19 protein-coding genes are annotated in these 24397 nt (G+C 63.2%); 7 read left to right on the forward strand and 12 right to left on the reverse strand.

What is annotated here, in order from left to right; all coding sequences use genetic code 11:
• Positions 1–2 precede the first annotated feature (2 nt).
• From RTH74_RS02595 to RTH74_RS02605, 3 genes are all read right to left on the reverse strand, one after another.
• Complete coding sequence (locus tag RTH74_RS02595) at positions 3–2342, reverse strand: EAL domain-containing protein (RefSeq protein WP_316913643.1); 2340 nt, start codon at positions 2340–2342, stop codon at positions 3–5.
• Complete coding sequence (locus RTH74_RS02600; RefSeq protein ID WP_316913644.1) at positions 2329–3015, reverse strand: methylamine utilization protein; 687 nt, start codon at positions 3013–3015, stop codon at positions 2329–2331. Before RTH74_RS02600 ends, RTH74_RS02595 begins: the two co-directional genes overlap by 14 nt.
• Positions 3016–3152: 137 nt before the next feature.
• Positions 3153–3902: an AraC family transcriptional regulator gene (locus RTH74_RS02605; protein WP_296230647.1), complete on the reverse strand. Its 750-nt coding sequence runs from the start codon at positions 3900–3902 to the stop codon at positions 3153–3155.
• Positions 3903–4147: 245 nt separating this feature from the next.
• Here RTH74_RS02605 and RTH74_RS02610 point away from each other — a divergent pair, with 245 nt between their 5' ends.
• The 3 genes from RTH74_RS02610 (at position 4148) to RTH74_RS02620 (ending at position 7859) form a co-directional block, all read left to right on the forward strand.
• Positions 4148–4852 (forward strand): hypothetical protein, encoded by a 705-nt coding sequence (locus RTH74_RS02610; RefSeq protein ID WP_316913645.1) that lies wholly within the window; start codon positions 4148–4150, stop codon positions 4850–4852.
• 61 nt (positions 4853–4913) lie between these two features.
• Positions 4914–7307, forward strand: a complete 2394-nt coding sequence (gene lon, locus RTH74_RS02615) for an endopeptidase La (RefSeq protein ID WP_316913646.1) — start codon at positions 4914–4916, stop codon at positions 7305–7307.
• 159 nt (positions 7308–7466) lie between these two features.
• Positions 7467–7859, forward strand: a complete 393-nt coding sequence (locus tag RTH74_RS02620) for a protease inhibitor I42 family protein (RefSeq protein WP_316913647.1) — start codon at positions 7467–7469, stop codon at positions 7857–7859.
• Positions 7860–8058: 199 nt separating this feature from the next.
• Here RTH74_RS02620 and RTH74_RS02625 read toward each other — a convergent pair whose 3' ends face one another.
• The 8 genes from RTH74_RS02625 to kdgD all read right to left on the reverse strand — a co-directional run bounded on the left by RTH74_RS02625 (position 8059) and on the right by kdgD (position 18105).
• A complete protein-coding gene (locus RTH74_RS02625) occupies positions 8059–8820 on the reverse strand; it encodes an ABC transporter permease (protein ID WP_017678012.1) in 762 nt (253 codons plus the stop codon).
• Positions 8821–8965: 145 nt separating this feature from the next.
• On the reverse strand, positions 8966–9889 hold the full coding sequence (locus tag RTH74_RS02630; protein WP_316913648.1) for an ABC transporter ATP-binding protein: 924 nt from the start codon (positions 9887–9889) through the stop codon (positions 8966–8968).
• A gap of 200 nt (positions 9890–10089) precedes the next feature.
• Positions 10090–11031, reverse strand: coding sequence for a 2-hydroxyacid dehydrogenase (locus tag RTH74_RS02635; RefSeq protein WP_316913649.1), 942 nt, complete (start codon positions 11029–11031; stop codon positions 10090–10092).
• A 200-nt stretch (positions 11032–11231) separates the two neighbouring features.
• The gene (locus tag RTH74_RS02640) at positions 11232–12650 is read right to left on the reverse strand and encodes an FAD-binding oxidoreductase (protein ID WP_316913650.1); all 1419 of its coding nucleotides are present in this window, start codon (positions 12648–12650) and stop codon (positions 11232–11234) included.
• A gap of 1 nt (position 12651) precedes the next feature.
• Complete coding sequence (garD, locus tag RTH74_RS02645) at positions 12652–14208, reverse strand: galactarate dehydratase (protein WP_316913651.1); 1557 nt, start codon at positions 14206–14208, stop codon at positions 12652–12654.
• Positions 14209–14230: 22 nt separating this feature from the next.
• Positions 14231–15556: an MFS transporter gene (locus RTH74_RS02650; RefSeq protein ID WP_316913652.1), complete on the reverse strand. Its 1326-nt coding sequence runs from the start codon at positions 15554–15556 to the stop codon at positions 14231–14233.
• A 176-nt stretch (positions 15557–15732) separates the two neighbouring features.
• Complete coding sequence (gene gudD, locus RTH74_RS02655) at positions 15733–17082, reverse strand: glucarate dehydratase (protein WP_099522247.1); 1350 nt, start codon at positions 17080–17082, stop codon at positions 15733–15735.
• A gap of 111 nt (positions 17083–17193) precedes the next feature.
• A complete protein-coding gene (gene kdgD / locus RTH74_RS02660) occupies positions 17194–18105 on the reverse strand; it encodes a 5-dehydro-4-deoxyglucarate dehydratase (protein ID WP_099522248.1) in 912 nt (303 codons plus the stop codon).
• 551 nt (positions 18106–18656) lie between these two features.
• Here kdgD and RTH74_RS02665 point away from each other — a divergent pair.
• From RTH74_RS02665 to RTH74_RS02680, 4 genes are all read left to right on the forward strand, one after another.
• Positions 18657–20051: an enolase C-terminal domain-like protein gene (locus RTH74_RS02665; protein ID WP_316913653.1), complete on the forward strand. Its 1395-nt coding sequence runs from the start codon at positions 18657–18659 to the stop codon at positions 20049–20051.
• Between the two features lie 35 nt (positions 20052–20086).
• Positions 20087–21064 carry a tripartite tricarboxylate transporter substrate binding protein gene (locus RTH74_RS02670; RefSeq protein ID WP_316913654.1) on the forward strand — a complete coding sequence of 326 codons (978 nt, stop codon included), beginning with the start codon at positions 20087–20089 and terminating at the stop codon, positions 21062–21064.
• Positions 21065–21130: 66 nt separating this feature from the next.
• On the forward strand, positions 21131–21640 hold the full coding sequence (locus tag RTH74_RS02675; RefSeq protein WP_316913655.1) for a tripartite tricarboxylate transporter TctB family protein: 510 nt from the start codon (positions 21131–21133) through the stop codon (positions 21638–21640).
• A 9-nt stretch (positions 21641–21649) separates the two neighbouring features.
• A complete protein-coding gene (locus RTH74_RS02680; protein ID WP_316913656.1) occupies positions 21650–23170 on the forward strand; it encodes a tripartite tricarboxylate transporter permease in 1521 nt (506 codons plus the stop codon).
• A 56-nt stretch (positions 23171–23226) separates the two neighbouring features.
• Here RTH74_RS02680 and RTH74_RS02685 read toward each other — a convergent pair whose 3' ends face one another.
• Positions 23227–24372 (reverse strand): L-talarate/galactarate dehydratase, encoded by a 1146-nt coding sequence (locus RTH74_RS02685; protein ID WP_316913657.1) that lies wholly within the window; start codon positions 24370–24372, stop codon positions 23227–23229.
• Between the last annotated feature and the right edge of the window lie 25 nt (positions 24373–24397).

The raw sequence follows: 24397 nt of genomic DNA on the forward strand, positions 1-24397 counted from the left end.
CGTCAGTGCACCTCGGCCTTGGGGAAACGATAGGGTTGCGCCAACCAGGCCTCGAAGGCCTCTGCGGCCAGTGGGCGGCTGATCAGGTAGCCCTGCGCGGTATCGCAGTGCCAGCGCTGCAACAAGCTCAGGCTGGGCGCCAGTTCGACGCCTTCGGCCACCACCTTCAGGCCCAGACTGTGGCTCATTTCGATGGTCGAGCGCACTATCACCGAGTCTTCACTGTTATCGTCCAGCTCGCGCACGAAACTCTGGTCGATCTTCAGCTCCTGCACCGGCATGCGCTTGAGCTGCGCCAGTGAGGAATAGCCGGTTCCAAAATCATCCACGGACAAGCCGATGCCGCAGCGGCGCAAGCCGTGCAGCACCTCCAGCGCACGCTCGGGATCGAGCATCACACCGCTCTCCGTTATCTCGAAGATCAGTTGCTCCGGTGCCACCTGGTATTGCGCAAGTAGCGCGTCAACCCGCGCTGGCAGAGCAGTGTCGAGTAGGTCCTCGGTGGAAATGTTCAGCGAAACCTGTACCCAGACCCCGCGTCCATCCCATTCATGCAGTTGGCGCATGACCTCCTCGATGACCCAACTGGTGAGCAACTGGATGCTGCCAGTGCGCTCTGCCAATGGGATAAATTCACCAGGCGAGACCATGCCAAACTGCGGGTGCTGCCAGCGCAACAGGGCTTCGGCCTGACGCACGCTGCCATCGCGAATATCCAGCTTGGGCTGGTAATGCAGCAGCAGTTGCCCCTGCTCAGCAGCATGACGCAAGTCGCGAATCAGCCTGATCTGCCGCTGCTGGGCGGCGTCGCGACCCTGCTGGTAAAGCTGCAGGCGCCCAGGCTGTTGGGCGGCATCCTGCATGGCGATACGCGCACGGCGCAGCAGATCGTCTGGCGTGTCGCCATCGGCCGGGTAGGCAGCAATCCCCATACGGCAATCAAGGGCAACATCCAGCGTGCCGATGCGTAATGGCTTGAGCAGCAGTTGCTGCACACGGTCGGCACTGGCAACGGCACTGCTGCCGTCGCAGTGATCCAGCAGCACGAGGAATTCGTCGCCCAGCAGGCGCGCCAAGCTGTCTCCAGGGCGCAGGGTCGCTTGCAGGCGCCGTGACAACTGCTGCAAGACGAAGTCGCCGCCGCTCTGGCCACAGCTCTCGTTTATCGCGGCGAAGTTGCCCACCCCCAGATACAGCAGGGCGATCGGTCGCCCGGCTGTGATCGCGCTGCCCAGCCGTTCCAGCGCCAGGGTGCGATTGGGCAGACCGGTCAAGGCGTCGTGCAGGGCGTTGTGCGCCAGCTGTCGCTCACGCTCGGCAATGCCCCGCTGCATGTCATTGACGGCCAGAGCCAGCACGCCCAGTTCGTCGCTACGAACCAGCGCCACCGGTTGCTGATAGTCGCCACGGCCAATACGCTGGGCGGCATCGGCCAGCTCGCGCACCGGCCGCGAAACACTACGCGCCAGCACCAGCGCACCGACCAGCGAGGCAAGCATGGCCCCCAAGCTGATCAACAGGATGCGACGATCAAGCGGTGCGAACGCCGCTTCGGCTTCACCAAGGGACCGGTGTAGCAGCGCTTCGATCCGATAGCCAGGGCCACTGGCGAGTTGCAGGTGCTGGCTGAGGTAGTGCTCGATGTCATCGTCAACGTGCTGCGGCATCGCACCTGTTGTCTCAACGTGCATCTTCAGCAGCCTTTGGGCACTGGTCGGCAGAGTGCTGACCCAGGTCGGTGCAAAGCCCTCGCGACGTGCCACCACACTCAGTTCCAGATGAGTCAACTCACGCAACTGCAGGGCAAACGCACGATCAACGGCAAACCCCATCAGCAACCGGGCGATCGGCAATGGTGCACTGACCGAAGCGTCCACCAGCAGGTAGATCTGCCTGTCAATGGGTAACAGGAAAAGGCGTGGACCGTCGCGCCGGGGCTGCTGTAATTGACTGGCAAGCCCGGCCACCGCCTCGGTGTCGATGTCCGGGTCCGTGCTCACCTGCAGGCTACCATCGAGCCCCAGCAGGAACACCGCGCCAGCGTTGATACGTGCGCCCTGATTGGCCAGCGCCGAGCGGATGGTAGGCACATCACCGCTGGCTACCGCATCCTTGAAACCGAAATCGGCTGCCAGCACCTGGGCGGCCTGTTGCAGCTGATCGCTGCGCAATGCCAGCAGTTGCTCGAAGACCCGACTGCCAACGTTCAGCTGTTCCTGTGCCTGAGCACGTACCGCAACATTGGTAGCCGCCTTGACTGCTATATAGAGGGCACCGACCACCACCAGCAGGAGCAGGATCAGGACGCCAGCAATGCGCGCCTGAAAACTACTGCGCAGCATCTTCGGCAGCTTTCCTAAACGCCTCACCGAACGCGCTCGGTGCCGGCGGAGCGGGCTGCTCGGCAGGGCCGGGGCTACCCAGGACAAAACGCTGACTCGACACGCGAGCATCGAACTGTATCTCGCCAGCAACCTGAGGCAGCAAATCCGGGTTGCCAGGGTGCCACAGGGTCACGACGTAGCGCCCAGCCGGCAGGTCCGCAATAACAGCACGGCCGTCGTCGTCGCTGACGGCGAACCAGGGATCATCCGTGACGTAGATGTAACCGAGCATCCAGTCATGGATGTTGCAGCCAAGCACCACCAGTCCGGGCTTGTCGAATAGCACCGGCTCGCTCGGCGTGCCCTGGTAAAGGCGCAGCTCGAAACGCTTGGCCGGTGAAAAGGAATAGACCTGGTGACGGATATCATCACTGTTGGGAAAAGACACGGATGTGCCAGTGCGCACCGCCAGCACATGAGGTTGGAACTGCTGATTGCGTTGGTCCATTTGCACCGGCAGCGGTGCACGGGGCGAGTCCGCCAGACCACGCAGCGTGATTACTGCATCACCCAGCGGCTCACCGGCAGCGTCCACCAGCTCGGCCTGAAAAGCCGAGGCATACGCTGGGCTGATCATAGCGAGGGCAGCGAACAGAGCAAGAGAGAACAGGCGGGAATTGCACACAGTCATACGCTTACCTTGGCCCGAGCCTGAGGCCGGACGCTCACAGGATTACATGCCGTCCTGGCAACCGAGTTTGTCGTACTGGGTAGGTAGCCTAGCTGGCTGGCGGCCAACCAGCCAGCGGCAATTGGCCACCGGCGACTTTATTCGCGGCGCAAGCGTTTGGGAGTAAGGCCCATATAGCGGCGCATGGCCGTGGTCAGCGCACTCTGGCTGGAGAAACCGCACTCCTCGGCGATACGCACCAATGGCAGGTTGCTCTCGCGCAGCATGCGCGCGGCGCGGTCCAGGCGGGTCTGGAGCAGATACTGGTGCGGCGTGAGGCCGACGCTGTCCTTGAACTGGGCATGGAAGTGGCTGGGGCTTAGGCACATTTCGTGTGCCAGCTCGGCGACACTGATGCGCCGCGCCAGGTGTTCGCCAATGTAATCATCCAGGCGCTGCAGGTCCATTGCCCCTTGCGGCTGCCTGCGCTGCTCGCCGAACAGGCGCAGATGCAGAGCGCGGAGCAACACGCCGCCAAGCGAGCGTGCCAGAATCGAGTCGCTGCCATAGCGCTCCAGCTCCGCGCCGGCATAGGTCAGCAGGTGCTGGAAATCGACATCGAGGGCGGGATAGCGAGGCGTTTCGAACAGGCGGTGGAGCAATTCCAGGTCTTCGCTGGGGGTGTCCTGCTCGTCCAGATCGAGGATCAGCATACGGTTGTCGCCCATGCCGGCGAACTGGTGAGCGGCATCGCCCGGTACCAGGCAGGCACGCATCCGGCAGACTTCTCCACCACGACCGCCGACTTCGAATTCGGCGCGGCCGACCAGAGACATCACCAGTTGATGATGGTCATGGGCATGTTCATGGGCCTGTTCATCCAGGCGGATCACACGGGCTTGCAACATCGCAAAAGACTGGCGGCACGAAACAAGGGTTGCACTTTACTCCTTTCCAACAGAAAACGCCGCAACCACCCATCAGCGAAATGGTTGCACCTATAGCAACCTACGCACCAAATCGCATCTCCGAATACCCGCTGGCTCCATTACCGTGCACCCTATCAACCCCGCTGAACCGCATTATGTAGCCTCGGGCAAATGGCAGGAGAGTTGCTTCGCTCCTCTCTAACGATCATGACAAGCGAACCTCAATGAGTAATGCCGCCCTCATTTTTCTGACCCTGCTGGTCGCGTTGCTCACACTTAGCTACTGGCTCACCCACCGCGCGGAAAATCACCAGGTGAGGGCCAGCAAGCAGGCGGACACCAGGATCGTGCAGCGCTGCCTCGACCTGCTTCAGGCCTTGCAGCAACATCGCGGACTGGGCGCACAGCTGGATGCCGCGAGCGTTGCGCAGCGCAATGCGCAAGCGCAGCAGTTGGACCAGCTTTGGCTCGACTGGCCCGGCGCCGCCATGCAACTACCGCCCTTGCAGCAACACTGGCCGCAGTTGCGCCGCAAACCCGCCGACTTCGCTGCCCACTGCCGACTGATCGAGGCACTGCTGACGGTGATCGAACAACTCGAAGACCGCCTCTACCGTCAGCATCACCCCAGAATTCGCGGGCTCGGTGAGGCCTGCCGCGCGCTGGAGGACCTTGCCAGGCTGCGCGGCCTGGCGGTACGCGCGGCCAATTACGAGCGCTGCCCGCCCGGCCTGCAGATGCAACTACGCTTTCTCTGCAAGCGCATGCTCGATCAGGAGCAGGACTCGCATCTGCTCGCACTGATCGAGCGCCTGCAGAGTGATCTGATCGAGCCCGCGCAGATTCGCCTGGCGCCCGGTGAGTGCTTCGCCCTGCTCACCCCACTGATCGAACAGCGCCTGCTGGGCATTCGTCTGAGCCTGGATTGAAACGTTGAAAAAATCCCGCAGTCGCCCCATGTAGCAACCAACGTGCAAGCAAAGGTGCTCCATGAACGATCAGGACATCCACTCCGAAGCTGTCGACGACAACGTGCAATCCACCACCGGCCTGGTGCTGCCTGCACAAAGGCTGCCGGACAAGCTCTATATCATCCCCATCAACAACCGCCCGTTCTTCCCCGCGCAGGTATTGCCGGTGATCGTCAACGAGCACCCTTGGGGGCGCACGCTCAAGCGCGTGGACAACACCGAACACAAATGCCTGGCGGTGTTCTACGTCGACAACCCACCGGACGAGCACGGCGAGTTCGATCTCGATAGCCTGCCCGAGCACGGTACCCTGGTGCGCGTGCACCACGTCAGCGAGGAAGGCGGCAAGCTGCAGTTCGTCGCCCAGGGCCTGACCCGCGTGCGCATTCGTGGCTGGCTCAGCCGGCGCGGCCCCTACCTGGCCGAAGTCGAATACCCGCAGCCGCCGGCCTACCCGCGCGACGAGGTCAAGGCCTACGGCATGGCGCTGATCAACGCGATCAAGGAGCTGCTGCCGCTCAACCCGCTGTACAGCGAAGAGTTGAAGAATTACCTCAATCGTTTCAGTCCCAACGAGCCGTCACCGCTCACCGACTTCGCCGCCGCCCTGACCACTGCTTCCGGCCATGAACTACAGGAAGTGCTGGACACCGTGCCCATGCTCAAGCGCATGGAGAAGGTGCTGCCGCTACTGCGCAAGGAGGTCGAGGTCGGTCGTCTGCAGAAAGAACTGTCGGCCGAAGTGAACAAGCAGATCGGCGAACGCCAGCGCGAGTTCTTCCTCAAGGAGCAGCTCAAGCTGATCCAGCAGGAGCTGGGTCTCAGCAAGGACGACAAGAGCGCGGATCGCGAAGAATTCCTCGCCCGCCTCGAAGGCAAGACCCTGCCTGCGCAGGCGCAGAAACGCATCGACGAGGAGCTGAACAAGCTGTCGATCCTCGAAGCCGGCTCGCCTGAGTACGCCGTCACGCGCAATTATCTGGACTGGTCCACCGCTCTGCCCTGGGGCATTCATGGCCAGGACAAGCTCGACCTGGGCCGCGCGCGCAAGGTGCTGGACAAGCATCACGCCGGCATGGACGACATCAAAGAGCGCATCACCGAGTTCCTGGCCGTCGGCGCCTTCAAGGGTGAGATCGCCGGCTCTATCGTGCTGCTGGTCGGCCCGCCGGGCGTGGGCAAGACCAGCATCGGCAAGTCCATCGCCGAATCCCTCGGCCGGCCGTTCTACCGCTTCTCGGTGGGCGGCATGCGTGACGAGGCAGAGATCAAGGGCCACCGCCGCACCTACATCGGCGCCATGCCCGGCAAGCTGGTGCAGGCGCTGAAGGAAGCCGAGGTGATGAACCCGGTGATCATGCTCGACGAGATCGACAAGATGGGTACCAGCTACCAGGGTGACCCGGCCTCGGCGCTGCTGGAGACCCTCGATCCGGAGCAGAACGTCGAGTTCCTCGACCATTACCTGGATCTGCGCCTGGATCTGTCCAAGGTGCTGTTCGTCTGCACCGCCAACACCCTCGATTCCATCCCCGGGCCGCTGCTCGACCGCATGGAGGTGATTCGCCTCTCCGGCTACATCACCGAGGAAAAACTGGCCATCGCCAAACGCCACCTGTGGCCCAAGCAGTTGGAAAAAGCCGGCGTACCGAAGGCACGCCTGTCCATCAGCGATGCGGCGCTGCGCGCGGTGATCGAAGGCTATGCCCGCGAAGCCGGCGTGCGCCAACTGGAGAAACAGTTGGGTAAGCTGGTGCGTAAATCAGTGGTGAAGCTGCTGGACGATCCCGAGGCGAAGATTCGCATTGGCGCCAAGGATCTCGAGGAAGCCCTCGGCATGCCGGTATTCCGCAACGAGCGAGTGCTGGCCGGCACTGGGGTGATCACCGGCCTGGCCTGGACCAGCATGGGCGGTGCGACTCTGCCGATCGAAGCGACGCGCATCCATACGCTCAATCGCGGCTTCAAGCTCACCGGCCAGCTCGGCGAAGTGATGAAAGAGTCGGCGGAGATCGCTTACAGCTACGTCAGCTCGCATCTGAAGCAGTTCGGCGGCGACCCGACCTTCTTCGACCAGGCCTTCGTCCACCTGCACGTACCGGAAGGCGCCACGCCCAAGGATGGCCCCAGTGCCGGCATCACCATGGCCAGCGCCCTGCTGTCGCTCGCGCGCAACCAGGCGCCGAAGAAAGGCGTAGCCATGACCGGCGAGTTGACCCTCACCGGCCAGGTGCTGCCCATCGGTGGCGTGCGCGAAAAAGTGATCGCGGCGCGGCGGCAGAAGATTCACGAGCTGATCCTGCCGGAGGCTAATCGCGGCAGCTACGAGGAACTGCCGGACTACCTCAAGGAAGGCATTACCGTGCACTTCGCCAAGCGCTACGGCGATGTAGCCAAGGTGCTGTTCGACTAAAGAGGCATATGTAGGAGCGAGCTCTGCTCGCGAAGCTTTTCAGGCTCACAGACATTCGCGAGCAGAGCTCGCTCCTACAGCAAACCGCGCATCTCCACGGTCGCCACCGACAGGTCTATGCCGCTATGCTGGGCCAGGTTTCATAGACTGGAGTTCGTCATGCACGCCACCTTGCGCCTGCTTATCCTGCCCGCCCTGGCCCTGCTTACGGCCTGCGCCCATCAATCCGGCACGCTGGAACTGAAGAAGGATCGGCAGTGCCCGCTGACGCTGAACAAGGGTCAGCAACTGATTCTCAGCCTACCCAGCAACCCCACCACCGGTTTTCGCTGGGAAGTTCGCGATGGAGCGGCGAACGTGCTGCAAAGCCTCGGCCCCGAGGTCTACAGCAACCCGGAAGACGCTGGACTGGTAGGCGCTGGCGGCATCTCCACCTGGCGCTTCACCGCGAGTGAGCCAGGCGAAGGTCGCCTGCTGCTGACCTACCAGCAACCCTGGGAGCCGAACGTGCCGCCAGCGGAAACCTTCGAGTGTGAACTGCGGGTGAAGTGAGCAAGCCGAACACGGTAGAGCTTCTGTGGGAGGGGCTTTAGCCGCGACGACTTGAAGCAAATCGCCGCTAAAGCGCCTCCCACGGTTCCGTACCACCATCTATTCATTGGCGGGTTGCACCCGCTCTACAGGCCGAAAACGAACAAGGGGCGCTTCATGCGCCCCTTTCGTTTCCGCGTTTCGCGGCTCTCGCCCGACCTCAGCTCTTGAGCCGGTAGCCGGTCTTGAAGATCCAACCCACCAGCAAGATGCACAGCGCCAGAAAGCCCAACACCATCGCCAGGCTGACGCCGACGTTGACGTCGGACACGCCGTAGAAGCTCCAGCGGAAGGCGCTGATCAGGTACACCACCGGGTTGAACAGGGTCACCGTCTGCCAGGCCGGCGGCAGCATGCTGATCGAATAGAAGGCGCCGCCGAGGAAGGTTAGCGGCGTGACGATCAGCGCCGGGACGATCTGCAGTTTCTCCCAGCCATCGGCCCAGACGCCGATGATGAAGCCGAACAGGCTGAAGGTCAGCGCCGTCAGAACCAGGAACGCCGCCATCCAGATCGGATGCTGAATCTCGAAATCGACGAACAGCCTGGCGGTGAGCAGGATGATCAGGCCGAGGATCACCGACTTGGTCGCCGCCGCGCCGACATAACCGATCAGAATTTCCAGATAGGACACCGGCGCCGACAGCAGCTCGTAGATGCTTCCGGAATACTTGGGCATGTAGATGCCGAACGAGGCATTGGAAATGCTCTCGGTCAGCAGCGCCAGCATGATCAGGCCGGGAATGATGAAAGCGCCGTAGCTCACGCCCTGCACCTGGGTCATGCTCGAACCGATGGCCGAGCCGAACACCACGAAATACAGCGAGGTGCTGATCACCGGTGTGGCGATGCTCTGCAGCAGGGTGCGCCAGGTGCGCGCCAGCTCGAACAGGTAGATGGCCTTGATGGCATACAGGTTCATGCGCAAATCTCCATTTCAGGGCGCTGAGAGGCGTAGCGAGCGAAGGTCAGGCAAGGCGAAGTCAGGCGAGGCCGCGGAGTGTACGCGTTGTACATGAGCAGGCCGAGCCTGACTTCAACGCAGCCTGGGCGAGCGCAGTAGCTTCTCATCGGCCTGAGACCAGTGACACGAAGATTTCCTCCAGAGAGCTCTGGCTCGACTGCAGATCCTTGAAGTCGATGCCGTGCTGAGCCAGGTCGCGCAGCAGTTCGGCGATGCCGGTGTTCTCGTGCTGGGCATCGAACGTGAACACCAGAGCATGGCCCTGATCGGCCAGCTCCAGGCCATAGCGCGACAGCTCGGCCGGCACGCAGGACAGCGGCTGCTGCAGGTGCAGGGTCAGCTGCTTCTTGCCCAGCTTGTGCATCAGCACCTGCTTGTCTTCCACCAGGATGATGCGGCCCTTGCTGATCACCCCGATGCGGTCGGCCATTTCCTCGGCCTCCTCGATGTAGTGGGTGGTCAGGATGATGGTCACGCCGCGCTCACGCAGGCGCCGCACCATGTTCCACATGTCGCGGCGCAGTTCGACGTCGACGCCCGCGGTGGGCTCGTCAAGAAACAGGATCTGTGGCTCGTGGGAGAGCGCCTTGGCGATCATCACCCGGCGCTTCATGCCGCCGGACAGTTCCATGATCTTGGCGTTGCGCTTGTCCCACAGCGACAGGTCCTTGAGCAGCTGTTCCAGGTATGCCGGGTCGGGCTTCTTGCCGAACAGGCCACGGCTGAACTTGACAGTCGCCCAGACGGTTTCGAACACGTCGCTGACCAGCTCCTGCGGCACCAGGCCGATCTGAGAGCGGGCCGCGCGGTAGTCACGGACGATGTCCTTGCCGCCGACTAGCACCTTGCCATCGCCCGGATTGACGATGCCGCAGATAATGCTGATCAGGGTGGTCTTGCCCGCGCCGTTGGGGCCGAGCAAGGCGAAAATCTCTCCCTGGCGAATGTCCAGGTCGATGCCTTGCAGCGCCGGATGCCCGGACGCATAGATCTTGTTCAGTTGCTGGATGGAGATGACCGACTGCACGGTGGATGGCCCCTTGCCTGCGGAAAACGCAACAGTTTACAGGGCATGAGGCACCGACATCAGCGCGCGTAAGAAAAAACGGCGCACTTGTGGTGCGCCGGGGATGCTACGGGTGAGGTAGAAACGATTACAGCGCTTGTGGCGATGTAACGATAGGCCTGGCGGCAAGCGCCGCCCGGCGTATTCGGTGGCGAGCGGGATCAGAGCGGCGTCAGCAGCTTGCCGGTGGCGATGAAGGCGCGCAGGTTGTCCAGCACCAGATCAGCCATCTGCTGGCGCGTCTCGACACTGGCGCTGCCGACGTGCGGCAACAGCACCACGTTGTCCAGTTCGCGCAGCGCCGCCGGTACCTGAGGCTCACGCTCGAAAACGTCCAGCCCGGCACCGCCGATCACCTTCTGCTGCAACGCCGTGATCAGTGCAGCCTCATCGACCACCGAGCCACGTGCGACGTTGACCAGAAAGCCATCCGGGCCGAGTGCTTCGAGCACCTCGGCGTTGATCAGGTGATGGGTGGCCTTGCCGCCCGGGCATGTCAGTACCAGAAAGTCTGCCCAACGCGCCAGCGCCAGCAGATCCGGCTCGTGCCGGTAAGGGCTGCCCTCGACCGCACGGCGATTGTGGTAACGCACCGGCATGGAGAAACCGGAGGCGCGCAAGGCGACTGCCTCGCCGATGCGGCCAAGGCCGACGATCCCCAGGCGCTTGCCGCTGACCCGACGCGCCAGCGGGAAGCCCGTAGTGCTGCTCCAGGCGCCGCTGCGCACGAAGCGATCGGCCTCGGACAGGCGCCGCGCGCTGTCGATCATCAGGCCCATGGCTAGGTCGGCCACGCAGTCGTTGAGCACGTCCGGCGTGGTGCTGAGCACGATGCCACGATCACGCAGTAGATCCAGCGGATAGGGGTCATAGCCCACGCCGAAACTGCAGATGGCGCGCAGATTCGGCAGCAGCGCGAGCTGGTCAGCCGTACAGCCGAAGCGTGCTGAGGACACCATGTAGATGAACTGCTCGCCCTGTTCGCGCAGGAATGCCAGCGGCTCGGCCTGTTGCCACAGCGCGCTGACCTCGTATTGCTCGGCCAGCTCGCGGTTGAAGCGCTCGCTCAGCGGGCCGATCTGCAGCACCTTGGGTTTGCTCATGGAACCTCCTGTTTGGATCGTGCGATTTGCCAGGCTGTTGAAAAACTACCTGCGTTGCCAATGCTGCGTTAAATACAGGCTCGTGCGCGAGTCCGATCAAAATGCTCATTTACAGCTCGTAAAGTCGGTCGCGACCCCGGCCGTTTTTCGCCTGTACTTGCCTTGCACTGGCTACCTCGCCTACGTTTTTCAACGACCTGCTACAGCAATTTGCCCGGATTCATCAGTCCGGCCGGATCCAGCGCCTGCTTGACCCGAGCCATCAACTCCAGCTCCAGCGGCGCCTTGTAGTGCTGCGCAGCCAGGCGCTTGGACTGGCCCAGGCCATGTTCGGCGCTGATGCTACCGGCATAACGCAGGGTCTGGTCGTAGATCACCCGCATGACCGCCTCGGCCTGCGCCTTGAACGCGGCATCCTCGGCACCGACTGGCTTGCTGATGTTGTAATGCAGGTTGCCGTCGCCGACGTGCCCGTAGGCCACGATGCGCACACCGGGAAACATCTGCTGCAACGCCTGATCGGTACGCGCAATGAAGTCGGGAATACGGCTGACCGGCACGCTGATGTCGTGCTTGAGGCTTGGCCCCTCGTGATTCTGCGCCTCCGAGATGCCTTCGCGCAGCGCCCACAAGGCGCGCACCTGGGCGTCGCTGGCCGCGACAACGGCATCCAGCGCCACGCCCTGCTCGAAGGCAGCGCCGAGGCCCTCCTCCAGCAGTTCGTTCAGGGGCGCGTTGGGCTGGGTGTCACTCAGCTCGATCAGCACGTACCAGGGATGCGTGTCGGCAAACGGATCGCTGACACCGGCGACATGGCTCAGGACGAACTCGACGCTCTGCCGCGACATCAGCTCGAAGCCGGTCAGGCGGTCGCCGCACAGCCCGCGCATCTGCCCGATCAGCTCGACGGCCGCCTGCGTGCTGGGCAAGGCGACCCAGGCGGTGGTCAGGCTGCGCACCGCTGGGAACAGCTTGAGCACGGCGGCGGTGATGATGCCCAGGGTGCCCTCGCTGCCGATGAACAGGTGCTTGAGATCGTAGCCGGTATTATCCTTGCGCAATCCGCGCAGGCCGTCCCAGATGCGCCCATCGGGCAACACCACTTCCAGACCCAGGGTCAGGTCGCGCATGTTGCCGTAGCGCAGCACCGCGGTGCCGCCGGCATTGGTCGCCAGGTTGCCGCCGACCGTGCAGCTACCCTCGGCGCCCAGCGACAGCGGGAACAGCCGGCCGACTTCGGCGGCGGCCTCCTGTAGCTGCTGCAGGATCACCCCCGCTTCGACGGTGATGGTTTCATTGCCCACGTCCACTGCACGGATGCGCTTCATGCGCGTCAGCGACAGAACGACCTGCGCTCCGCTGTCGTCCGGAATCGAGCCGCCGCACAGGCCCGTATTGCCCCCTTGTGGCACCAGGGCGACGCCGGCCTGCGCGCAAAGACGCACCACGGCGGCAACTTCCTCGGTCGAAGCCGGGCGCAGCACGGCAGCCGCCCGGCCACGGTAGGCGCCTCGCCAGTCGCTCAGATAGCTTTGCATACGCTCGGCGTCAGTGATCAGGCCAGCCTCGCCGACCGCCTCGCGCAACGCCTCAAGCAGATCATCGGGCAGGCTGCGCATCTCAGGTCACCGGCGCCGGGTTGAACAGCACCAGGTCGTTGTGCAGGCGCAGGTGCTCGGCGCAGGTCTGCTTGCGACCGCTGGCCACGTCCAGGTAGAGCTGGAAGATATGCCAGCCCATTTGCTCCAGCGTCATGCGCCCGGAGACGATCTGCCCAGCGTCGACGTCGATCAGATCCGGCCAGCGTTCGGCCAGTTGGGTGCGCGTGGCCACCTTGATCACTGGCACCATGGACAGTCCATAGGGCGTGCCGCGACCGGTGGTGAAAATGTGCAGGTTCATGCCCGCCGCCAGTTGCAGGGTGCCGCAGATGAAGTCGCTGGCCGGCGTGGCGCAAAACCACAGGCCCTTGCCACGAATGCGCTCGCCCGGGGCGACCACCCCGGCGATGGTGCCGTTGCCGGACTTGGCAATGGAGCCCATGGCCTTCTCGACGATGTTGTTCAGCCCGCCCTTCTTGTTGCCCGGCGTGGTGTTGGCACTGCGGTCGGCCATGCCGCGTGCAAGGTAGCGGTCGTACCAGTCCATCTCGCGAATCAGCGCATCGGCCACCTCGACAGTAGCGGCGCGCGGCGTCAGCAGGTGGATGCCGTCACGCACTTCGGTGTTCTCACTGAACATCACCGTGGCGCCGGCGCGCACCAGCAGGTCGGCGGCCACGCCGAGCGCCGGGTTGGCGGTGATACCGGAGAAGGCATCGCTGCCGCCGCACTGCATACCGACCACCAGCTCGGCAGCCGGCACGGTCTCGCGACGACGCAGATCGAGCACCTTCAGGCGATCCTCGATCATGCCCATGATCTGCTCGACCATGCCGGTGAAGCCGGTGCCGGAATCCTGCAGGCGGAACAGCCAGTCTTCCTCCTCCATGCCGTTGGTGAGCTGGTCGCCATCCATCAACTGGTTGGCCTGCAGCTTCTCGCAGCCGAGGCTGATCACCAGCGCCTGGCCACCCAGGTTGGGATTGCGGCTGATGTTGTACAGGGTGCGGATCGGCACCACCGCGTCCGGCGCGTTGATCGCCACGCCGCAGCCGTAGCTGTGCGACAGCGCGACCACGTCGTCGACGTTGGGGTACTTGGGCAGGATTTCCTTGCGCACGCGCTCGACCACGTGATCGAGCACACCGACCACGCACTGCACGGTGGTGGTCACGCCGAGGATGTTACGGGTGCCCACGCTGCCGTCCGGGTTGCGGAAGCCTTCGAAGGTGTAGCCCTCCAGCGGCTCGCCGGGTGCGGCCTTGATGGTCGCCTTGGGCAGGTTGTCCAGTACTGGCGGCTCGGGCATGCGCAGCACCTGCTCGGTGACCCAGCTGCCGGCGGCGATGGGTTTGAGCGCATAGCCGATGACCTCGCCATAACGCACCACCTCGCCGCCTTCGGCGATATCCACCAGCGCCACCTTGTGGCTCTGCGGGATGCCTTCGATAGCCGTCAGGCCATCGTCGAACTGGCCGCCAGCGGCAACCCCCTGGTCATTGACCACCACGCCGACGTTGTCGCTCGGGTGCAGGCGGATGTAACGGGGCGAATCCTGATGGGGAATCAACTGCATGACGCTTGCTCCTGTTGTGCGTTCAGGATGCCGAGCTAGACGCAGCGTCCAGCTCGACCCTGTGAATACGGCCGACGATCAAGCCGAAGCTCACGACCGCCAGCAGGGAATTGAGACCAACATAGGCCAATGCCCAATCGAATGATCCGGTACGGCTGACCAGGTAGCCGATAACGATAGGTGTGGTGATCGCTGCCAGGTTACCGAAGGTGTTGAACAGCCCGCCGGACAAGCCAAGGATCTGCCGAGGCGAAGTGTCGGCCACCAGCGTCCAGCCCAGCGAGCCGAGGCCCTTGCCGAAGAAGGCCAGGGCCATCAGCGCCATCACGGCCGTGTCGCTCTCGACGAAAATGCACAGCACCACTGCGCTCGACAGCAGCAGACCGAACACCATCGGCAGCTTGCGCGCCAGGGTCAGCGAGTGACCGCGACGCAACATGCCATCGGACAGCAGCCCACCAAGCACGCCACCGGCGCAACCGCTGATGGCGGGCAAGGCGGCGGCGAAACCGGCGCCAAGAATGCTCATGCCGCGCGCCTGTACCAGATAGACCGGAAACCAGGTGAGAAAGAAATAGGTAATGGCGTTGTTGCAGTACTGGCCGAGGTAGATGCCGATCATCGTGCGCTGGCACAGCAGCAGGCCCAGGTAGCGCCACTGCGAACCCCCATCACCGCTACGCTGCCCTTCCAGATCGATCAGCGCCCCGCCCTGTTCCAGATGGGCCAGCTCGGCCGCCTCAATACGCGGGTGCTGGCGTGGGCCATGCAGCTGCTTCAACCACAGCAGCGACAGCGCCAGCCCCAGACAACCGAGCACGATGAACACCGATTGCCATCCCATCGCCTGCACCACCCAGCCCATCAAGGGTGCGAACAGTGCAGTGGCGGCATATTGCGCCGAACTGGAGATGGCCGTGGCCGTAGCCCGCTCGGCGGTAGGAAACCACGAGGCGATGATGCGCGCATTACCGGGAAAGCACGGCGCACTGGCAAAGCCCACCAACAGCCGCAGCAGAAACATCGAGGTCACGGTCCAGGTGCCCGGCAGCCAGCCGACGAAACCCTGCAACAGGGTCAGCGCCGACCAGACGAACAACGCCAGGGTGTACACCGGCTTGGTGCCGAAGCGGTCGAACAGCCAGCCACCGGGAATCTGCCCGATCACGTAGGCCCAGCCGAACGCCGAGAAGATGTAGCCGAGTGTCACCGCGTCGATACCCAGGCCGGCCTGCATCGCCGAACCGGCAACGGACAGACTGGAGCGATCGGCGAAGGTGATGGTGGTGACCAGAAACAGCATCAACAAGATGCTGTAGCGCACACGACCCGGTTTGGCATCTGGCATCGGCAAGGCTCGTGAGACAACAGGAAAGGCTAAGCCCGTAGGGTGAGCCGGCCGGCGTTTCGCGTCAGCTAAGGTCATCAATCCGTAGGGTGGGCTTTAGCCCACCGATTGTAGCCATGGTGGGCTGAAGCCCACCCTACGGGACAGTAGGATCACGGAACGGTGTCAGGCCTGACTCAACGAACCAGGCAGGGCTTTTTGTTATTGAAGGTCCAGTTCGGAATCAGGTACTGCATGGCAATGGCGTCGTCACGCGCGCCCAGGCCCTTGGTCTGGTACAGCTCGTGCGCCTTGGCTAGCGCGTCCCAATCCAGCTCGACGCCGAGACCTGGGGTTTTCGGCACCTGCACCAGACCACCTTCGATGCGCAGCGGGTTGCGCGTCAGGTACTGGCCGTCCTGCCAGATCCAGTGGGTATCGATGGCAGTGACTCGACCCGGCGCCGCCGCGGCGACGTGGGTGAACATGGCCAGGGAGATGTCGAAGTGGTTGTTGGAGTGCGAACCCCAAGTCAAGCCCCAGTCGTTGCACATCTGCGCCACGCGCACGGAACCGGCCATGGTCCAGAAGTGCGGGTCGGCCAACGGGATGTCCACCGATTGCAGGGAGATGGTGTGGCCCATCTGCCGCCAGTCGGTAGCGATCATGTTGGTCGCAGTCGGCAGGCCGGTGGCACGGCGGAACTCGGCCATCACTTCCCGACCGGAGTAGCCGTTCTCGGCGCCGCACGGGTCTTCGGCATAGGCCAGCACGCCATGCAGGTCGCGGCACAGGGCAATGGCCTCATCCAGCGACCAGCCGCCATTCGGGTCCAGCGTCACACGAGCCTCAGGGAAGCGCGCGGCCAGGGCGCGGATCGCCTCGACTTCGGCTTCGCCATGCAGCACACCGCCCTTGAGTTTGAAATCGTTGAAGCCATAACGCGCATGCGCGGCCTCGGCCTGGCGGACGATGGTTTCCGGCGTCAATGCGGTCTGGTTGCGCACGCGCTCCCAGGTGTCATCGGCATCGCGCTCATCGCGATAGCCGAGATCGGTCTTGTCCTTGTCACCGACGAAGAACAGATAACCGAGCATTTCCACGGCATCGCGCTGCTGGCCTTCGCCGAGCAGTGCAGCCACCGGCACACCGAGGTGCTGGCCGAGCAGGTCGAGCAACGCGGACTCCAGCGCGGTGACGGCGTGAATGGTGATGCGCAGATCGAAAGTCTGCAGGCCGCGACCGCCGGAATCACGATCAGCGAAAGCGCGGCGTACCTGGTTGAGCAAGGCGTTGTAGTTGCCGACCGGTTGGCCGACGAGGATCGAGCGGGCGTCGTCGAGGGTCTTACGAATGCCCTCGCCGCCGGGGACTTCGCCGACACCGACGTGGCCGGCGCTGTCCTTGAGAATGAGGATGTTGCGGGTGAAATACGGGCCGTGGGCACCGCTCAGATTGAGCAGCATGCTGTCTTGACCGGCGACCGGTACGACTTGCAGCTCGGTGATCAGCGGAGTGCCGACAGCGGCAGGAATCTGTGAAGTCATGAGCGTTACCCTGTTGTTCTTATGCGGGTTCGACAATGGTTCAATGCCGTCGCGCCCGGACTTCCGGGGCGCGGCCAGGCCGCTCGCCGCAGCGAGCGGCCCTCTGCGGTATTACTGCGCGCCTTGGGCTTCGATCAGCTTGGCCAGGGCTTCGTACTCGTCCGGCAGCAGATCGGTCAGCGGTGCGCGTACCGGACCGGCGTCGTAACCGACGATCTTGGCACCGGCCTTGACAATGCTCACGGCATAGCCGGCCTTGCGGTTACGGATGTCCAGGTACGGCAGGAAGAAATCATCGATCAGCTTGCCAACGGTGGCGTGATCTTCCGCGGCGATGGCGCGGTAGAAGTCCATGGCGGTTTTCGGGATGAAGTTGAACACGGCCGAGGAGTAGACCGGCACACCCAGCGCCTTGTAGGCCGCAGCGTAGACTTCAGCGGTCGGCAGGCCGCCGAGGTAGGTCAGACGCTCGCCCAGGCGGCGGCGGATCGACACCATCAGCTCGATGTCGCCCAGGCCGTCCTTGTAACCGATCAGGTTCGGGCAGCGCTCGGCCAGTTGCTCCAGCAGGTTGGCATTGAGACGGCAGACGTTACGGTTGTAGATCACCACGCCGATCTTCACCGACTTGCACACCTGCTCGACGTGAGCGGCGACGCCGTCCTGCGAGGCTTCGGTCAGGTAGTGCGGTAGCAGCAGCAGGCCCTTGGCGCCCAGGCGCTCGGCTTCCTGCGCCATCTGGATGGCAACGCGGGTCGGGCCACCAACGCCAGCCAGGATAGGCACGGACTTCTCGCAGGTGTCCACGGCGGTCTTGATCACGGCGCTGTATTCGTCCGGCGCCAGGGAGAAGAACTCGCCAGTACCGCCGGCTGCGAACAGAGCGGAAGCACCGTAAGGTGCCAGCCACTCGAGACGGCGCACATAACCAGCCTGATTGAAATCACCGGCAGCATCGAAGTCGGTTACCGGGAAAGACAGCAGACCGGAGGAGAGGATGGACTTAAGTTCTTGTGGATTCATTATGCGAACACCCTGTTAAAGCGAGTTGTGAGGAATGACGTCAGCCGCAGCTGTAGAGATACGTTATCGTACAACAACAAAAAAAACACCAGTTTTTGTATTACCCGTTCGTCGAAGTTTTTATCGCCTTCGCCCAGCCTGCCCGCAAAACCGCTGCGTAAGCGTGAAAGCTCAGCGTAGAGCAGGCTCCATCATGGCGCCAGAAGAGATGGCAGCGCAATCATCATTAACCATGAGCAGCGTTGACAGGCCAGGAACAGGCTGGTACTAATTTCACCAAGTCATACGACAACCTATGACATTCCAATAAAAACAAACGAGGCCCTGGTCATGTCACAGACCTTCACTGCCGCCCCACCCTGCCATCGTGCCGACCATCGCACCGATGTCAGCAGCCGCCTGAACAGCGCAGTCCGCGCAGGCCTCGTTGCCGTCTTTGCCCATGCTCTCACTTGCTACCGCGCGGATCGCACGATGATCCCGGTGCACGACTGAACCGTACCTTTGCCTTTGCGGCCGAGGGCCGCACCAGTTTCGGAGCCCCAGCCAAGATGTACGAAGCCTCCCGCAGCAGCACACCCCAGATCGTTGAGATGCAGGTCATTCCGGTCGCCGGCCATGACAGCATGCTGCTCAACCTGTGCGGCGCCCACGCCCCCTACTTCACCCGCAACCTGGTGCTGCTCAAGGACAATGCCGGGCGCATCGGCTGTGGTGAGGTTCCCGGTGGCGAGGGCATCCGCCAGGCGCTGGAGCGCTGCCGCGAACTGGTGATCGGCCAATCGGTAGGCCGTTACAACAATGTGCTCAATCGCCTGCGCCAGGCCATCGCCGGCCCGGCCAGAGGGCCGCAGACCACCCAGCATCAGGTCACGTCCGAATCCGAAGCGCGTGTACTCAAGCAACCGCACGAGATCAATCTGCGCCTGGATAACGTGATCACCGCGGTCGAAGCCGCCCTGCTCGATCTGCTCGGCCAGCATCTCGACGTGCCGGTGGCCGAGCTGCTCGGCAGCGGCCAGCAACGCGATAGCGTGCCGATGCTCGCTTATCTCTTCTATATAGGTGAACGCCAGCGCACCGACCTGCCCTACCTCGCCGGTAAAGGTTCGGCAGATGACTGGTATCACCTGCGCCATCAGGCAGCGCTGACGCCGGACGCCATCGCCCGCCTGGCCGAAGCGGCGCATGCGCGCTACGGCTTCAATGACTTCAAGCTCAAGGGCGGCGTGATGCGTGGCGCCGAGGAAATGGACGCGATCCACGCGATCAAAGCGCGCTTCCCCGATGCCCGCGTCACCCTCGACCCCAATGGCGCCTGGTCGCTGGATGAAGCAATCGCCCTATGCCAAGGACAAGGCCACGTGCTGACCTATGCCGAAGACCCGTGCGGCCCAGAGAATGGCTACTCGGGTCGCGAGATCATGGCCGAGTTCAAGCGCGCCACCGGCATCCCCACCGCCACCAACATGGTCGCCACCGACTGGCGGCAGATGGGGCACTCGTTGCGCCTGGAGGCCGTGGACATTCCCCTGGCCGACCCGCACTTCTGGACCATGCAAGGCGCCGTGCGCCTCGGTCAGGTCTGTGAAGAGTTCGGCCTGACCTGGGGTTCGCATTCGAACAACCACTTCGATATTTCCCTGGCCATGTTCACCCATGCCGCTGCGGCCGTACCTGGCCGCGTCACGGCCATCGACACCCACTGGATCTGGCAGGAAGGCGAGGAACGTCTGACCCGCGAACCGCTGCAGATCATCGGTGGCCAGGTGCAGGTATCGGACAAGCCCGGCCTGGGTATCGAGCCGGACATGGAACGGATCATGGCCGCTCACGAACTTTACAAAAAGGTGGCCAGCGGCGCGCGTGACGACGCCATGGCCATGCAGTACCTGGTTCCGGGTTGGCAATACGACCCGAAACGTCCCAGCCTCGGCCGCGAGTGACTCGCGCGGCTTTTACCCCAACCCGGAGTATTCCAATGAAAAAAACATTCCGCGCCTCCCTCCTTTCTGCCCTGGTCGGCATGGGTGTCCTGGCCACTCATTCCGCCACCTTCGCCGATGAAGTGAAATGGCCGACCCGCCCTGTCCAGGTGGTGGTAATCGCCAACCCAGGCGGCGACACCGACTTCAACGCCCGCATGATGGCCAAGTACTTCAACGAGATCACCGGCAAGACCATGGTAGTGACCAACGTCGCTGGCGGCGGCGGCACCCTGGCGGCCGAACAGGTCAAAGGCGCAGCGCCGGATGGCAATACCATCCTCTTCACCCACCCGGGCCAGTTGATCGTCAACGAAGTCGCCGGCCTGACCGAAGACAGCTACGAGACCTTCGACGTTTCCTGCATCGCCGGCGTCGACAAGAGCACCGTGTTCGTCGCCTCCAAGCAGTCCGGCGTGACCAGCATGAAAGACCTGGTCGACAAGTCCAAGGCCAACCCGGGCAGCATCACCTACGGCACCGAGATGGGCAGCTTCTCCCACATCCAGGGTCTGATGCTGGAAAAACTCACCGGCGCCAAGCTGAAGATGGTCGACGGCGGTACCGTATCCGATCGCGTGGTCGGCATGCTGGGCGGCCGCCTCGATCTGGGCGCTATCACCTACGGTTCCGTACAGGACTACGTGCAGGGCGGCCAGATGGTCGCACTGGGCCAACCCAACGCCGAACGCAACGCCATGCTGGGTGAAGTGCCGACCCTCAAGGAGCAGGGCCTCGACATCACCATGGACAAGCCCTACGTAGTGGCCTTCCCGAAAGGCACCGACCCGGCGATCGTGAAGAAGATGTCCGACATCATGCAGCAGATCACCGAGCAGCCTGCCTACGCTGAAGACCTGAAGAAGTTCAAGCAGCCGGTCGCGTTCTTCGCCACCGAAGACGCCAAGCAGATTCTGGCCAAGACCCGCGAAGACTTCATGCAGTTCAAGGATGAACTGCGCAAGGCCAAGTAAGCCATAACGCAGCGCCGGCACGACCGATTCGAGCCGGCGCTGCACCTCAGAACACCGAGGTACACGATGAACACCCTGAACAAGAAAGAACTGATCATCGGCATTGCCATGCTCGGCGCCAGCCTTACCTACCTGGTACTGGCACAACAGCTGCCCGGGCATGATGGTGTCGATGCGGCCACGGTGCCGAAACTGCTGGCCGGATTCCTGTCTCTGCTTGGCGTGATGCAACTGGTCAGCGCCTTTGCCAAACCCAAGGCTGCTGCCGAACCCGCCGCCAGTCCGGCTCCTGCAGAGGCCGAAGAGCCAACTGTTGAAATTGTCGAGCCGAAGACCGTCATCAAGACACTCGGCCTGATCCTTGGCTACATGGCCCTGCTCGGCCCTGTGGGCTTCCCGATCATGACCGTGGTTTACCTGTATCTGCAGTTCCTCGTGCTGACCCCGGTAAACCAGAAAGCCAGGCACCTGACCTATCTGCTGGTCGCCGTCATCTGCTCTGCGCTCATCTTCCTGCTGTTCCGCGAGGCCTTCGATCTGTTGCTGCCCGCTGGCCTGCTGAACAACTACATCTGAGGATCGACCATGCTCGAATTACTGCAGCAAGGCTTCGGTGCCGTCTTTTCACTGAACATCATGATGCTGATGGCCGTCGGCGTGGCCATGGGCATCGTCTTCGGCGCCGTGCCCGGCCTGTCGGCAACCATGGCCGTGGCGCTATGCCTGCCGCTGACCTTCACCATGGGCCCGCAAGCGGGTCTGTCGCTGCTGGTCGCATTGTTCATTGGCGCCACATCCGGAGGCCTGATCTCAGCGATCCTGCTGAAGATTCCGGGAACACCTTCATCGATCGCCACGGTGTTCGACGGCGGCCCGCTGATGGAACAGGGGCACGGCGTCAAGGCGCTGGGCGTCGGCATCGTGTTTTCCTTCCTGGGCACCATCTTCAGCATCGTCGCGCTGATGTTCATCGCCCCGCAGCTGGCCAAGGTCGCCCTGAGCTTCGGCCCGCACGAATACTTCGCCATCGCCGTGTTCTCCCTGACCCTGATCGCCACCCTGTCGGCCGGCTCCATGGTCAAGGGCCTGTTCGCGGGTGCGCTGGGTATCGCGGTATCCACCGTCGGCATAGCCCCGGTCGAGGCAGTGCGCCGCTTCACCTTCGGCATCAGTGAGCTCAATGGCGGCTTCTCGATGCTCACGGTAATGATCGGCATGTTTGCCGTAGCCGAGATCATCAAGCTCGCCGAAACCGGCCGCCATGCCGTACAGGGCAAGGCCAAGTCGGTGAGCATGAAGAACATCAAGGGCTTCGGTTTCTCGCTCAAGGAATTCCGCGAGCAACTGCCCAACGCCGGTCGCTCCGGCCTGATCGGTCTGGGCATCGGTATCCTGCCAGGCATCGGTGCGGGCACCTCGAACCTGGTGTCCTACATCATCGCCAAGAAACGCGCGAAAGACGGGCACACCTACGGCAAGGGCAACATCGGCGGCGTGGTCGCCAGCGAGACGGCAAACAACGCCGGTATCGGCGGCGCCATGATGCCGCTGATGACCCTGGGCATTCCCGGCGACACCGTTACCGCGATCATGCTCGGCGGCTTTCTGATCCACGGCATCCAGCCAGGTCCGCTGCTGTTCATCAGCCAGGGCCCGCTGGTGTACACCATCTTCGCCGCGCTGATCGTCGCCACCTGCATGATGCTGTTCATGGAGTTCTACGGCCTGCGCCTGTTCATCAAGCTGCTCGACGTGCCCAAGCACATCCTGCTGCCGATCATTCTGGTGCTGTGCGTGGTCGGCGCCTTCGGTCTGTCCAGCCGCCTGTTCGACGTCTGGTCGATCCTGCTGTTCGGCCTGCTCGGTTACGCCTTCGTCAAGGCCGGTATGCCAGCGGCGCCGTTCATCATCGGCTTCATCCTCGGGCCAATGGCGGAAACCAACCTGCGACGCGGCCTGATGCTGTCGGACGGAAGCTTCGCCGAGTTCTTCACCAATCCGATTGCCGGCACCTTCCTCGGCCTGGCATTGGTGTTCGTGCTCTGGCAGGTGTTCAGTGCATTGCGCCCGAAACCCAGCGCGATCAACGAAATACTTCGCACCTGACCCATCCCACCTTTCCCCTCGCCAACACGGCGAGGGGAACACCAGCACCTCCCCTCTCACGCCCGCACTCCAAAAGCGTCCTGCGCCACTGTCCAGCCCGCCACCTGCTCGCTCAGACTCAGGCCTAGCCCGGCCCGCATCGGCACCTGCATGCAACCGCCGCGAATCTCCAGGCGCTCGTTGAACAAAGGCTCCAGCCACTCGAAATGCTCCACCCAGGTGGCATGCTCGTAGGCAGCCGCCAGATGGATGTGCAGTTCCATGACGAAGTGCGGCGCCATGACCAGGCCGTGCCGTCTGGCCACCTCGGCAACCTGCAGGAAAGGTGTGATACCACCGACTCGCGGTGCGTCGTGCATGATCACGTCGACCGCGCCGCGCTCCACGTAAGCGCACGCCTCGGCCGCGCTGCTGAGCATCTCGCCGCTGCCGACCGGGGTGACCAGTTGCGCGGACAACGCCGCATGCCCATCCAGATCGTGCGCATCGAGCGGCTCCTCGATCCAGGTCAGGTTCAGCTCTTCCAGAGCGCGCCCCATGCGTAGCGCCGTGGTGCGATCCCACTGCTGGTTGACGTCCACCATCACTGCCACTTCATCACCGAGGGCATGACGCAAGGCCCGCACGCGGCGTAGATCTTCAGTTTGATTCGGCTGCCCGACCTTGAGCTTGATACCACCGATGCCGCCCGCCAGCGCCTGCCCGGCACGGTCGATGACCTCCTCGATGGGCGCCTGCAGATAACCGCCAGAGGTGTTGTAGCAAGGCACCGCGTCACGCTGGGCGCCGAGCAGCTTGGCCAGCGGCAAACCGGCCCGCCGCGCCTTGAGATCCCACAACGCCGTGTCGAACGCCGCGATGCTTTGCACTGCCAGACCACTGCGGCCGATGGAGGCACTGGCCCAACTGAGCCGCCCCCATAAACGGGCGATATCGTTGCCATCTTCGTTGAGCAGCAGCGGTGCCAGCTCGCGGGCATGGGCGTATTGCGCCGGGCCACCGGTGCGCAGGGTGTAACTGAAGCCGAGCCCGGCATGCCCCTGGCGGGTTTGTAGTTCGACGAACAACAGGCTGACGGCCGACAGCGGCAATTGTCGACCAGTGGACACCTTGGCATCGCTCACGGCCCGAGCCAGTGGCAGATCCACCGAGCGCAGGCCGATCCATGTGATCGGATCAGGGGTGTAAAGGTCGAGACTCATCGTCACTCCGGACGCGAAAGCGTGG

Source organism: Pseudomonas sp. zfem001, from assembly GCF_032621725.1.
In the GTDB taxonomy this organism is placed as follows: Bacteria; Pseudomonadota; Gammaproteobacteria; order Pseudomonadales; family Pseudomonadaceae; genus Aquipseudomonas; species Aquipseudomonas sediminis.

What these genes read in the sequence shown, in the direction of transcription:
- RTH74_RS02595 (WP_316913643.1), bottom strand. Translation starts at nt 2,342, where the DNA reads ATGCTGCGCAGTAGTTTTCAGGCGCGCATTGCTGGCGTCCTGATCCTG.
- RTH74_RS02600 (WP_316913644.1), bottom strand. Translation starts at nt 3,015, where the DNA reads ATGACTGTGTGCAATTCCCGCCTGTTCTCTCTTGCTCTGTTCGCTGCC.
- RTH74_RS02605 (WP_296230647.1), bottom strand. Translation starts at nt 3,902, where the DNA reads ATGTTGCAAGCCCGTGTGATCCGCCTGGATGAACAGGCCCATGAACAT.
- RTH74_RS02610 (WP_316913645.1), top strand. Translation starts at nt 4,148, where the DNA reads ATGAGTAATGCCGCCCTCATTTTTCTGACCCTGCTGGTCGCGTTGCTC.
- lon (WP_316913646.1), top strand. Translation starts at nt 4,914, where the DNA reads ATGAACGATCAGGACATCCACTCCGAAGCTGTCGACGACAACGTGCAA.
- RTH74_RS02620 (WP_316913647.1), top strand. Translation starts at nt 7,467, where the DNA reads ATGCACGCCACCTTGCGCCTGCTTATCCTGCCCGCCCTGGCCCTGCTT.
- RTH74_RS02625 (WP_017678012.1), bottom strand. Translation starts at nt 8,820, where the DNA reads ATGAACCTGTATGCCATCAAGGCCATCTACCTGTTCGAGCTGGCGCGC.
- RTH74_RS02635 (WP_316913649.1), bottom strand. Translation starts at nt 11,031, where the DNA reads ATGAGCAAACCCAAGGTGCTGCAGATCGGCCCGCTGAGCGAGCGCTTC.
- RTH74_RS02640 (WP_316913650.1), bottom strand. Translation starts at nt 12,650, where the DNA reads ATGCGCAGCCTGCCCGATGATCTGCTTGAGGCGTTGCGCGAGGCGGTC.
- garD (WP_316913651.1), bottom strand. Translation starts at nt 14,208, where the DNA reads ATGCAGTTGATTCCCCATCAGGATTCGCCCCGTTACATCCGCCTGCAC.
- RTH74_RS02650 (WP_316913652.1), bottom strand. Translation starts at nt 15,556, where the DNA reads ATGCCAGATGCCAAACCGGGTCGTGTGCGCTACAGCATCTTGTTGATG.
- gudD (WP_099522247.1), bottom strand. Translation starts at nt 17,082, where the DNA reads ATGACTTCACAGATTCCTGCCGCTGTCGGCACTCCGCTGATCACCGAG.
- kdgD (WP_099522248.1), bottom strand. Translation starts at nt 18,105, where the DNA reads ATGAATCCACAAGAACTTAAGTCCATCCTCTCCTCCGGTCTGCTGTCT.
- RTH74_RS02665 (WP_316913653.1), top strand. Translation starts at nt 18,657, where the DNA reads ATGTACGAAGCCTCCCGCAGCAGCACACCCCAGATCGTTGAGATGCAG.
- RTH74_RS02670 (WP_316913654.1), top strand. Translation starts at nt 20,087, where the DNA reads ATGAAAAAAACATTCCGCGCCTCCCTCCTTTCTGCCCTGGTCGGCATG.
- RTH74_RS02675 (WP_316913655.1), top strand. Translation starts at nt 21,131, where the DNA reads ATGAACACCCTGAACAAGAAAGAACTGATCATCGGCATTGCCATGCTC.
- RTH74_RS02680 (WP_316913656.1), top strand. Translation starts at nt 21,650, where the DNA reads ATGCTCGAATTACTGCAGCAAGGCTTCGGTGCCGTCTTTTCACTGAAC.
- RTH74_RS02685 (WP_316913657.1), bottom strand. Translation starts at nt 24,372, where the DNA reads ATGAGTCTCGACCTTTACACCCCTGATCCGATCACATGGATCGGCCTG.